Source organism: Acinetobacter sp. CAU_H_29a_1, assembly GCF_058599505.1.
In genome coordinates this window covers 2,989,400-3,001,772 of record NZ_CM178655.1, presented here as the reverse complement: position 1 = coordinate 3,001,772, position 12,373 = coordinate 2,989,400, and the positions used below count along the sequence as shown (strand labels likewise).

General features: G+C 42.0%; 7 protein-coding genes and 1 pseudogene. 5 read left to right on the top strand and 3 right to left on the bottom strand.

Features of this window, described 5'->3' with window-relative positions; genetic code table 11:
* Positions 1–288: 288 nt before the first annotated feature.
* Positions 289–1,620 (top strand): alpha/beta fold hydrolase, encoded by a 1,332-nt coding sequence (locus AC4MDD_RS15075; RefSeq protein ID WP_176537142.1) that lies wholly within the window; start codon positions 289–291, stop codon positions 1,618–1,620.
* 57 nt (positions 1,621–1,677) lie between these two features.
* On the opposite strand, the gene AC4MDD_RS15070 is transcribed toward AC4MDD_RS15075, so the two are convergent.
* Positions 1,678–2,553, bottom strand: coding sequence for a class I SAM-dependent methyltransferase (locus tag AC4MDD_RS15070; protein ID WP_183173540.1), 876 nt, complete (start codon positions 2,551–2,553; stop codon positions 1,678–1,680).
* Positions 2,554–2,711: 158 nt separating this feature from the next.
* Positions 2,712–3,728, bottom strand: a complete 1,017-nt coding sequence (gene nagZ, locus AC4MDD_RS15065) for a beta-N-acetylhexosaminidase (protein WP_005400802.1) — start codon at positions 3,726–3,728, stop codon at positions 2,712–2,714.
* Positions 3,729–3,969: 241 nt separating this feature from the next.
* Between nagZ and AC4MDD_RS15060 the strand changes: the two genes are divergently transcribed.
* Positions 3,970–6,165: a carboxy terminal-processing peptidase gene (locus AC4MDD_RS15060; protein WP_005400801.1), complete on the top strand. Its 2,196-nt coding sequence runs from the start codon at positions 3,970–3,972 to the stop codon at positions 6,163–6,165.
* A 260-nt stretch (positions 6,166–6,425) separates the two neighbouring features.
* Here AC4MDD_RS15060 and AC4MDD_RS15055 read toward each other — a convergent pair whose 3' ends face one another.
* Positions 6,426–7,454 (bottom strand): IS701 family transposase, encoded by a 1,029-nt coding sequence (locus AC4MDD_RS15055; protein ID WP_007116247.1) that lies wholly within the window; start codon positions 7,452–7,454, stop codon positions 6,426–6,428.
* An 80-nt stretch (positions 7,455–7,534) separates the two neighbouring features.
* Here AC4MDD_RS15055 and AC4MDD_RS15050 point away from each other — a divergent pair, with 80 nt between their 5' ends.
* The 3 genes and pseudogenes from AC4MDD_RS15050 to AC4MDD_RS15040 all read left to right on the top strand — a co-directional run bounded on the left by AC4MDD_RS15050 (position 7,535) and on the right by AC4MDD_RS15040 (position 12,306).
* Positions 7,535–9,613 carry a bifunctional diguanylate cyclase/phosphodiesterase gene (locus AC4MDD_RS15050; RefSeq protein ID WP_005400800.1) on the top strand — a complete coding sequence of 693 codons (2,079 nt, stop codon included), beginning with the start codon at positions 7,535–7,537 and terminating at the stop codon, positions 9,611–9,613.
* 215 nt (positions 9,614–9,828) lie between these two features.
* Positions 9,829–10,334 (top strand): annotated as a pseudogene (locus AC4MDD_RS15045) (hypothetical protein).
* Between the two features lie 382 nt (positions 10,335–10,716).
* Positions 10,717–12,306, top strand: a complete 1,590-nt coding sequence (locus AC4MDD_RS15040; protein WP_005400798.1) for a peptide chain release factor 3 — start codon at positions 10,717–10,719, stop codon at positions 12,304–12,306.
* Positions 12,307–12,373: the final 67 nt, after the last annotated feature.

The window sequence follows — 12,373 nt, the reverse complement described above, 5'->3', positions numbered from 1 at the left end:
AAATTTCACAGAAGATAGTAACAGCCTAACACTCAACCGCATAGTCTCTACATGAAAAATCCAGCGTATAGGCGGACTTATACATATTTTGAAATTGTTTTTTATCTAAAACATGATGAGCGGTTACACAATCTGTTGCGTGTAAAACAGTGCTCTGTATAGAATGAATTTTAGGACATGAAGTCCTTGCATAATTATTACAACACTGAACACCCTGTTATCGTTGACAGGCGTGATCGTGCATTTCTTGCAAAACAAAAAGTATAGGCAAGAGTAGAGGGAAGGAACATGAATTCTATGATTCAAAGGGATGCCGAGCTGTATGACGCTAATTTACGCTTAGGTTTTTTTGATGTTTACCATCGTAACAGCTTTAAAGAACCTGCACGAACCACATGGATTGAGGGCTGGAAAGTCGAATACATGGCGATTGCTCGGCCAGAGTCATTCCATCGCACTCCTATCGTGATTATTGGTGGGGCGTTTCAAAACTTTAATTCCTACAAATACTGTGTTGAGCAACTGCTCGATGCCGGTCCGATTGTCCTGATTGATCTGCCTTCAATGGGTGCCAATCAACAAATTCGTAATATCGATACGGGCTTGTCTGCAGGAACATTAGAACTGGGTGATCTCGCGAAAATGCTCGGTGTTTGGTTCGACATTGAAGGATTAGACAAAGTTTCAGTGATGGGCATGTCACTGGGCTCAGTGGTGGCATCTTGTCTGGCCGATCAACGACCAGAGCTGATTGACCGTATGATTTTAATGGGCGTTATGCAAAAGACCCGTAAAAGCTGGCGGATGTTGCTGGAGGAATCGTTACATTTAATGCGTGAACAACGCATGGATGAGTTTGGTCAGGCAGTGATTTTGTATTTGGTCAATCATGCCAAAATGGATAAAACCAGAATGTCACCCACAGCCAAGCGTTTGTTCTTCAGACAGATGGCGGAGTTTACCGCAACAGAACAAGAGCGCTATGAAATCAACTGCAATCGTTTGCTTCGCCTCACCGATGTGCCGATTCCACAGTGTAAAGTCTTGGTGGCCTGTGGCCAATATGACAGTTTTACTTTGCCACATGAAAATGCCAATTTTGCATTGCAATGTCCTGACATGGAATATGCGCAAATTGCCAATGCAGACCATGTGCCACAGCTACAACGCCGTAAAGAAACCATGCATTTGTTTGCGACGTTTCTGAAGGACGAGTCCATTCAACACTTAGACGGGATTATCCCCTTTAGTCGAGCACAAATGTTGGAAATGGAGCGCCGTGGTGAAGAGCGGGTTCAGATTCAACACCCTGAAACCTTTTTAAGCTATCGCCATTCGGATTTGGTGATTGCGACAGAAGTGATGGATTTGAACTACTTTGGGGTGCTTTTACGTTTTGAGTCAGACTTGGCTGCTGTGGCGGCTAAATATCCGCGTGATTTAGCTTTGCACTTGAGCGATGACGAAGGCGAGTTTCAGATTGAATGTTTAATTTTTGCCGAAGATGGACCGCACCTTCGTGCCTTATTTAAACATGGCAGTTTTGAACTCGCGGAGCGACTGCTTCGCTTTGTGGGGCGTCAGAAACAAGAACAGACGTTGCTCGAAGCCGTGAGTTAAGTGAAAGTCAAAAATAAAAAACAGCGTGTCATCGCTGTTTTTTTATGGGGACTAAGTTTATTGCTCGGGTTGATTGGGCTTTTGCCATTGGCTATGTATCAACCAGACCAAGTCGCCTAAGTGATCCTGCTGATCTAAGTTTGAAGTGTCAGACTGAGTGCTATTGAAAGCTAAAGTGGGTTGGTGAACGGTAACAGTGTGGAAGCCTACTTGTTTGAAAAACTGAGCCGCTTCAGGCGGACTGACAAAGTGAAAGCCAAAGGCGCTACGAGACATCCATTTTAAAAGCTTGCTACTGCTCCAGATAAAATTAGCCAGCTTATTTTTCACAGGTTCAGGGTAGAGGTCAGTCAGATAATATAACTGATCAAACTGCTGTCCGTATTGGACAATGCCTTGTAACAGTTGAGCGAGCATGTTTTTGCTAAAGTAGTTGATCAGACCTTCACTCACCACCACCAAAGGGCGGTTTGGGTCAAACACCTCAAAGGCACGGGCAAAATCTGCGCTAAATAAGTCGGCGGAGAGAACCGTTGGACTGGTCTGATCGATCTGTTTTAAGGCCTGAGTTTTCATTTGTGCCATGTCTGGTAAGTCGAGTTCACGATAGTCAATCTCAGGATACTGTTGGCGAAAGCTCCAGCCGCGTGGGGACAGGCCACTGGCAATTTCTAAAACTTGTAAGTTTGGATGCTGCTGGATTAGTGTGCTGAGGTGATCATCAATCATTTGATGACGCTGTTTTAAGGTCGTGCGCATACTGCCACCGACATATTTCTCAGCCCAGCTTTCGAGTGGATGCACCAGTTTGGCCAGTAACTTCCCTTTGCGGGTGGCAAATACAGGATGTGAGATGCCCATGCTATACCAAATATAGCCTGTATAGTGTGCAGTAAAAGAGATGTGGCGATGAGCCGATAAAGCATCTGTCATGGTATCCGTACCTGATATTTTGTTGTTTTAGCGTTGTTGTTTGGGCAATGCAGAGCAAGCCTGTTGATTTATTTTGAGTTTATCATAATGAAAAAAGGACATCTTGTGATGTCCCTTTGTCCGAAATATCGCGGTTGAAATGGTCAAAGATGAAGTGCTTAACTTAATCTAAACAGTTCCACTTGGTCGCGTACTTTGGCCCAATCTTCACCTAAATGCAGTGTCGATTGAACGCTGATATTTGGAATCTGACCACGCATGCGTTCTAAGCGAGCTTGGTTTGGCAGCGCCAGTTGGTTGATTCCCTCCAAGGCTACACATGCGGATGCTCGGTCATTACACACCAGTCCCATGTCACAGCCTGCATGGAGTGCGGCTTGAATGCGGGAATCTGCACCACCTGCAACACATGCGGCCTGCATGCTTAAATCATCTGAGAATAAGACACCATCAAAGCCCAGTTGCTGACGTAGCACGGTTTGAATCCAATACGGCGAAAAACCTGCTGGGTTTGGATCGACTTGGTCATAAATTACATGGGCAGGCATGAGTGCGTCTAACTGCGGCATCAGTTTGATAAAGGTTTGCATATCTTTGGCATAAATTTCATCATACGTGCGTGAGTCGATGGCTGCTGCGACATGTGAGTCTGCTTTGACTGAACCATGACCGGGGAAATGTTTGCCTGTTGATGCCATGCCTGCGGCTTTCATCCCTTTTAGGAATGCACTGGCCAGCGGTACGATGTCTTGAATATTTTTGGCAAAGCCACGGTCACCAATCACATCACTGATGTCATTGAGGTCGAGTACAGGGGCAAAGCTAAAGTCGATACCGACGGCAAGAACTTCTGTTGCCATCAACCAGCCAGATTGTTCTGCCAAGCTTAAGGCTTTTTCAGGTTCGCTTAAGAATAGCTCGCCAAACTTACCCATTGCTGGAAGTAGGCTAAAGCCCTGTTTTAAGCGTTGAACGCGTCCGCCTTCTTGATCGACAGCAATCAAAATATCAGGACGAATTCGGCGCATATGGTCGGTGAGGGCGCGAACTTGTGCAGGAGATTCAATATTTCGTCCAAATAAAATCATGCCACCGACTTGCGGTGCTTGTAATAGTGCAATATCTTCTTGAGTAAGTTCTGTGCCTGCGATGTCGAGCATCAATGCGCCAATCATATTGGGTGTCCGTATTTGATTTTTTGGTCAGTGACTGTTTTGGCTCTGAAATGAGAGCGAAACAGGTCGTCGAAAACAATACCCGAATTTTGCAATGATTTGCTACATTTTGTCAGCACAGATTATGATAAAACTACACGACATAAACAGATTAAGTTGTTTAAGATTTTGAATATTCTCAATTCATGTCGAAAAATGACATTGTAATTTTGGTCAAAAACCAAGGAACTAAGAATTATTTATGAAACTTCAAACCATTGCTTGTGCGGTTGCAATTGCAACGGGTGGATTCTTTTTCACTCATGCCATTAATGAAGCCATTGCAGCGACTGAAACTACCGCTGTAACCAAACAAGCTATTGTTCCGTCGCAGGAGCAGGCTTTGGTGTCTCGTCAACTGGCGACCTTGGTTGACCGTCAACATTATCTCAATCAACGTTTAGATGCGAAAACATCGGCGCGTATTCTCGATTTCTATCTGGACAGTTTAGATCCAGACCATTCGCTGTTTCTTGCCTCTGAAGTAGAGAGTTATAAGCGTAAATATGGCTCAAACTTAGGTGCGGCTTTAAAAGCAGGGGACTTAAGTGGACCGTATGCGATTCATGCACAGTATCGAGATCGTTTGACCCAGTTTTATACCTATATGCTGGATGAGCTGAAAAAGCCGCAGAACTTAAAACAAGCCAATGTTTATATCGAAACGGATCGTGAAAAGGCACCGTATTTTGCCAATGAAGCGGCGCAGCGTCAGCATTGGAACAAAATGTTGGTTTCGCAGCTGATTAATTTGACCATTAGCAAAGAAGAAGAGTTGGCGAAGCAAAAAGCGCTTAAAGCCAACCCAGAATTGGCCAATGGACAAGATCTCACTAGCTCGGAAGATTTAACCCCAGTACAAACCTTAACCAAGCGTTATATGCGCCAGTTAGAACGTATTTCACGGGTGAAAAGTGATGATGTGTTAGACAAAACACTCAATGCGATGACGCTTACCTATGATCCGCACAGTAACTATTTCCCACCTGTCGATGCAATGGAATTGAACCGCCAGACGACTTTGCAGCTTGAAGGGATTGGGGTGTCGATTCGACCTGAACGGGGCAATGAAGACTACACCAAAATCGAAACCATTGTGGAAGGTGGTCCAGCGAGCAAGTCAGGACAGGTGAAGTCGGGTGACCGCATCATTGGTGTGGCACAAGATGGCGAAAAAATGGTGGATGTCATCGGTTGGCCGAGCAATGAAATTGTGGGTTTAATCCGTGGTAAACGTGGTACCAAAGTCACCATACGGTTACTCGGTTCAGGTGCGCCGATGAGCCAAGCACGTAATGTGACCATTACCCGTGACGTCATTCAAGAAGAAGATGCTGGGGTACGTTCACGTACCGTGAATGTAACGCGTGATGGACAACAATACACCTTTGGTTTGATTGAAATTCCGTCTTTCTATTTGAACTATCGTGCACGTCGTGCGGGCACAGAATATCGCTCTGTATCTGAAGATACCAACAATGCGCTGAAAACTTTAGCGGCCAAGAATGTCTCAGGGATTATTATCGACTTACGTAATAACCCAGGGGGTTCGCTTGAAGAAGTGGCTCGCATGCTTGGACAGGTGATTAAGTCAGGTCCTGTGGTGCAAATTCGAGATGGTAATGGCAATGTGAGCGTTTTCGAAGACGATGACAATGGTGCGCAAACCTATGCGGGTCCATTGGCAGTGATGGTGAATTTAGCATCTGCATCTGCAAGCGAAATTTATTCTGCTGCGATTCAAGACTATGAACGTGGCATTGTGATTGGTAGCACCACCACAGGTAAAGGAACCGCACAAGTTCAGCTCGACAACTTGGCGCATGGTCAAGCGACACTAACGCAACGTAAGTTTTACCGTGTAACGGGTGGCAGTACGCAGAACAAAGGCGTGATTCCAGACGTGAAGCTGGTAGATATTTACAATGAAGAGTTTGGTGAGCGTAAAGCGAAAAATGCGCTTGAATGGGATACGATTCCAACTGCGCCGTTTAAACGTGAAGGCAGTATCACACCGTATGTAAAACGTTTAGGTGAGCTGTCGCAAGCACGCGTTAAAGTCGACCCGCAGTTTAACTATCTTGAACAGCGTAAAGACATCTCGAAAAAGACCGAAGATCAAAAACGTGTGGTTTTAGATATTGATCAACGTAAAGCTGAATTGTTGGCACTGGAAAAACAGACTTTAGACTCGGAAAACAAGCGCCGTCAGATTGCAGGACAAAAGCCTTATGCAAACTGGGAAAGCTATCAAGCTTCTATGGAAGCTTTGGTTGAAGCACGCGCTAAAATGAAAGCGAATCAACGTCCTGCATTGCCTGAAGAGGAAGCATTTGTGACTGAATCTGCAAATGTCTTGTTAGATTATGCCAAGTTGCAAAAAGGCACTGCAAAATAGTTTAATCTCTGACGCAATGTATTAAAAAGCCAGTTTCGACTGGCTTTTTATTTAAATTGTGATTCAAAACACAAATGTGGGATTGGCAGGCTGCCAAAGCAATCTGCTAGGTAAAATAAATCTATAAATTCTAATGATATCTCTGTGATTTTTTCTTGACCTGAACCTGTTTGTATAAGATTCTTAATCGGGTAGTAATGCTTTTCGCCTTTGATAAAAAGGATATAAATGAAGAAAAAGAGAATAGGACTTACGCACTATTATTTATAGATTCTCTGTGGTAGCAGATGATTTTTATCGAGAATAAAGTCATCAATGAAGTTTTTGATAACTGGTCTAAATAATTTCTTCTGCCAACGATATACATTTTCAAAGATCCGCTCAAACTGGTTCTTTTGTATCTCGACGTAGGCCATCAAGGCTGAAAAAATATGATTCAAAATCAGTTTAGATCGTCTTACTTGAAACTTTTCAATATGACAAACCTGTTTAATCACCCGGTGATATTGCTCTATTTTCCAATGACTTGAATGTAATTCATGAAAACCCTCAAAGGACAATAAATCATCTTCATCTTGATGCACAATATAAAACCTCTGCTGTTCTTTTAACTGAGTCTTAAATAATTGTACAAAGCCAAAATCTTTGAGCCAGACCACTTGACCCTGATGGAAATTTGGCAATAAACGCAGTTGAAACCATTGTCCTTTTTCTGGGGAAACCTTACGGTTACAGTCGATACCAAACATAAATCGAATACCATATTTTCTTATGGTTTTTAGATTTCCAGTCGATGAATACCAACTATCACCTGTAATAAATTGAATCTTTGCACCCCAACTGAGTACTTCACTTAACATATCCATAAAGTAATCATTCTTGGTTTTACTTTCAGATTTGTCATAAATTCGGAAATTAATTGGAATATTTTGACCATTCTGATCTGTCGCATACAAGGTAATGAGATTAATACCCTTGACGGATCGGTGGTGTTTGCCTGACCAAAAATAGCTAACCAAGTCCATATGTTGACTATAGGGTTTATCTAAAACAGTATCATCAATACTGACTATAAGTTTATTATTATCAATATGTTGAATTGCTTCTTGATATAGGTCGTGAGGTGTGTAGTCTTCACGTTCTAGAAAGCGATTTACACTATCATGCGAGATGTTATAAGTCTCGGCAAGTTGTGTGCAGCTAATAGAGTTCGGTTCTGTCATGAGAAAGCCCATATAAATGGGTAATGTACAAGTTGCTGTAGAAGCATGTTTAATTCGTCTGATCACAGATACTTTATAAAGTATTTTAATACTTTTTTGAATCCGTCAATGCGTAAGTCCTAGAGAAATTAATACGGACATTTTATATGATGCATGTGCATTACGATTTTAGTTTGGTATTAGGTTCAATTGTTGTGGCATTGTTGGCGTGTTTTTTTGCAGTGTCGACCGAACGCTTATTATTTCGTGCTTGGCGTAAAAAATTTCAAACAGCGCTCATTTTACTCAGTAGTTTTTTCTTAGGCTGTGCCATTTGGGCCATGCATTTTGTGGGCATGTTGGCTTGTGATTTGCCGACGCATAGTTATTTTGACCCTGCACTGACAATTCTTTCTTTTTTTATTGCTTTTATTGCATCTGTTTTTTCAATTTGGTTGACCACGCGTCAGACCTTACCTTTTTTAAGATTGGTTTTGGGGTCGGTATTGATGGGGCTTGGTATTTCGGGCATGCATTATACTGGCATGATGGGTCTGATTATTGAGGGCTATCAGAGTGTTTACGATCCCTTGCTGACAGTTTTCTCTATTTTACTTGCCATCAGTGGCTCGGGTTTAACCTTTTGGCTGATCTTTAAATATAAAAGTGCGGTCAGCAAAAAACTGTTGTACCAATGGTATGTTGCAGGGATGATGGCCTTGACCATCGTAAGTATGCATTATACTGGTATGCTTGCAGTCTCGTTCTATCCAACCAATAGTGACAAACTGGTCATGACCCTTGAAGCAGGTCAAAGCATCGTTTTATTTGTTGTTATCTTTATTACCTGTTTGATTTTGGTGGCAGCATTTGTTGTTGCGGTGCTGGAGCAGCGTTTAGAAGAGCGCAATATTCAACTTTCTCTGGCCAATAAAGAGCTGGCAAATCAGGCTGTACAGGACAATTTAACCAAGCTGCCCAATCGATTGTATTTGGCGGAATACGCCCATTTTTTGTTTACAGATCAACGCTTCCGCAATGAAAGCATTGCCTTTTTATATATCGATTTAGACCGCTTTAAAGCCGTAAATGATGTCTTTGGGCATCATGTTGGGGATCAATTATTGGTTCAACTGACCACACGAATTCATCGTCACTTAAGTAAAAATGAAAAAATTCTCAGAATTGGTGGGGATGAGTTTCTGATGGTGCTGGAGCAGGCCACTCCTGAGCAAGCGTGCCAAATGGCGGAGCACGTGCTGGAGTTGATTCAAGATAGCTTTTTGATTGCGGGTAAAGAAATCAATGTGTCTGCGAGTATTGGTATTGCGATGTATCCCGAACATGGTAGTAATTTGCAAGATTTATTGATTAATGCCGATGCAGCGATGCTGACCTCAAAATATCAGGGACGAAATACCTATTCTATTTTTAACTACAGCTTTGACCAACAAGAAGCGAAAAGCCAAACTAAGCTGATCAATGACTTATATAAAGCAGTAGAAGAACAACAGTTTGTTTTGTATTACCAGCCTAAATTTACCATCCAAGATCAACGGATTTGTGGAGTCGAGGCGTTGATTCGCTGGAAGCATCCGACTTTAGGCTTGCTGACCCCCAATATGTTTATTAAAGGCGCGGAGAAAACGGGACTGATCATCCAAATGGGGTATTGGGCTTTGGAGCAAGCATGTAAACAACTGCAAATCTGGGAACGAGAGAAAATTGAACTGTATCCAATTGCTGTGAATTTATCGGCGGTGCAGTTTGAGCATAAGCATTTATTTAATAATCTTGAGCATCTTTTTGATAAATACAAAGTCAATCCAAATCATTTAATTATTGAAATCACTGAAAGTACGGCCATGCACCATATCGAAGCTAGCATTCGTACCTTACAGCGTTTACGTGAAATGGGGATTCGTTTGGCGATTGATGACTTTGGGACAGGACATTCTAGCTTTTTATATTTAAAAAACCTACCTGTAGATGAGTTGAAGATTGATCGCGGTTTTATTCATGAGCTGACTGTTGGCTCAAAAGATGAAATGATCTTAGAAAGTATTGTTCATCTAGCGATTCGCTTAGGCTTAGTCGTGACGGCAGAAGGTGTAGAAAGTCCTTTGCAAATGGAAATTTTATCGCGTTTAGGCTGTCAGCAATTACAAGGCTATTTGTTGGGTATGCCTATGGATGTTAAGCGCTTAGAAGAGTTTGAGTATACGTCGTCAACTTATTTCAATTAAGCGATATCTACAATTTGTGCCGATGGCTGATCGCTTTTATGGTGATGTAATTCAGTTGAGAGTCTAATAAAAAATAAGCAGTGTTCGCAAAATCCTCTATCTAGTGATATCGGCTTTTTATGCATTCTTTAGAATCTATTCGTTTTAGTGTCCTGTTGTCCGTATACCAAGCTGTTCAGTTCAAAACATTGGGAACAATTTGGAATTAAATAATTATGGTTAGAGTCGTTACTAAGGTTGGTGATGTTTTTCTGTAAAGTTGGATAATGAGGTGAAAAAATATTTCCAGCTCATTGCTTTTGATTTAACACAATTAAATAGTGATGTGATCAGAGCATTTAAAAAAGTATACCCTATCCATGCAACTCCTACATTATTGGATATCGTTAGTGATGATGTCGATTTTTATGCACATTGCGTCACTAAATTTGGCATAAAAATGAATCTTTGGGAGAAAGTTGGAAACATATCTGATGTGGGTGGAACTTCTACAATATTATTCAGAGACACAGATGATTATGGTGTTATGGTAGGGGAAGAACCAATAAAAATTTCTCACAATTGGTTTGTATGGCACATTAATGATGATAAATTTACTTATGTTGGAAACCTAGAGGGAGAAAACCGTAAAGCAGAAATAGGTGTGGTTATGCCCCCTTTGGCTATAGTAGAACGTATAAAAACAGGGAAATATAGCTTCGTATATCCAGAGTTTGAATGAAGTTTATAAAATGGCCTCAGATTAGGCTTAAACAAGATAAAATAATGCTTGATGTATGAGGGGCAACGGAAGTTTTACTCCGAGTTGTCATTGGATGCAGCGTGATTAAGTGTATGTTCAGATCGGATCAAACAATGTTTCTGTACATCTAAGTTGTAGCTGATAGCGCTGTAGCGTTCTATTCTTATCCTCTACCAGAGCGGGAAAGCATCCGAATTGACGACGAATGCGATGTACTGCGCTGGTGGGTTAAGGGAAAATTATCAATAAAATCTCATTCATAAATCTGCTACAATTGCGCCAATTTTAAGTTATCACTTTACGGGTTGGATACACATTTATAAGTGTGTACAAAACCGTGTACCTATTGAAGATTTCCCTTATGTTTAAAGATCAATTAGCTAGAGAAGTAGCGGCTCGTAGAACTTTTGCTATTATTTCCCACCCCGATGCTGGTAAGACCACCATGACAGAAAAATTGCTGTTGTGGGGACAAGCCATTCAGATTGCTGGTATGGTGAAAAGCCGTAAATCGGACCGTGCTGCGACTTCAGACTGGATGGAAATGGAAAAAGAACGTGGTATTTCGATCACCACCTCTGTCATGCAGTTTCCCTTTAAAGACAAGATGATCAACCTGCTGGATACGCCGGGACACGAAGATTTCTCTGAAGATACGTATCGTACCTTAACGGCGGTCGATTCAGCTTTGATGGTAATTGATGGTGCAAAAGGTGTTGAAGATCGTACCGTGAAACTGATGGAAGTGTGTCGTATGCGTGACACACCAATCATTTCATTTGTGAACAAAATGGACCGTGAAATCCGTGAGCCTTTAGAGCTGTTGGATGAAATTGAAAATGTTCTCAAAATCAAATGTGTGCCGATCACTTGGCCGCTTGGTACAGGTCGTGACTTCGCTGGGGTGTTTAACCTGATCGAAGAGAAGTTTTATGTGTATAAAGCAGGTTTTGGTTCAACCATTACTGAAATCGAAGTCCGTGATGGTTATGACTATCCAGACTTACGTGAAAAAGTCGGTGAGCTGGCTTGGGCGGCATTTGAAGAGTCTCTAGAGTTGGTGCAAATGGCCAATGAGCCTTTAGACCGCACAGAGTTCCTTGCGGGTCGTCAAACGCCTGTATTGTTTGGTACAGCATTAGGTAACTTTGGTGTAGACCATGTGTTAGATGCATTTAGTAATTATGCACCTGAACCTAAAGCACACCCAACAGAAAATCGTTTGGTTGAAGCGACTGAAGAAGGTTTTACTGGCTTTGTTTTTAAAATTCAAGCCAATATGGACCCGAAACACCGTGACCGTATTGCCTTTATGCGTATTTGTTCAGGAAAATATGAAAAAGGTTTGAAAATGAAGCATGTGCGTCTAGATAAAGATGTGCGCATTAGTGATGCTTTGACTTTCTTAGCCGGTGATCGTCAGCATCTAGAAGAGGCATGGCCGGGCGACATTATTGGTTTACATAACCACGGTACGATTCAAATTGGCGATACTTTTACATCAGGTGAAAAACTACAATTTACGGGTATCCCGCACTTCGCCCCTGAAATGTTCCGCCGTGTACGTTTGAAAGATCCATTGAAATCGAAGCAGTTACAAAAAGGCTTAAAAGAACTTTCAGAAGAAGGTGCAACACAGGTCTTCATGCCGCAAAATAGCAATGACTTGATTGTCGGTGCGGTAGGTGTGCTTCAGTTTGAAGTGGTGGCATACCGTTTGAAAGAAGAATACAAAGTCGACTGCGTCTACGAGCCTGTGAGCATTAACACTGTGCGCTGGGTGTCATGTGATGATGACAAAAAATTCAATGAATTTAAGAAAAAAGCACATGATCAATTATCGGTAGATGGTGGTGGTCACTTGACCTACTTGGCACCGAGTCGTGTGAACTTACAACTGATGCAAGAGCGCTATCCAGACATCGTGTTCCGCAATACCCGCGAACACTAATCGGGATGTTAAAAAATAAAACAGCTTCTTCGTGAAGCTGTTTTATTATGCAAGATACTTTATTTTA

Coding starts and splice junctions, on each gene's coding strand:
- nagZ (WP_005400802.1), bottom strand. CDS start 3,728: ATGATTGGCGCATTGATGCTCGACATCGCAGGCACAGAACTTACTCAA.
- AC4MDD_RS15075 (WP_176537142.1), top strand. CDS start 289: ATGAATTCTATGATTCAAAGGGATGCCGAGCTGTATGACGCTAATTTA.
- AC4MDD_RS15070 (WP_183173540.1), bottom strand. CDS start 2,553: ATGACAGATGCTTTATCGGCTCATCGCCACATCTCTTTTACTGCACAC.
- AC4MDD_RS15040 (WP_005400798.1), top strand. CDS start 10,717: ATGTTTAAAGATCAATTAGCTAGAGAAGTAGCGGCTCGTAGAACTTTT.
- AC4MDD_RS15050 (WP_005400800.1), top strand. CDS start 7,535: ATGATGCATGTGCATTACGATTTTAGTTTGGTATTAGGTTCAATTGTT.
- AC4MDD_RS15060 (WP_005400801.1), top strand. CDS start 3,970: ATGAAACTTCAAACCATTGCTTGTGCGGTTGCAATTGCAACGGGTGGA.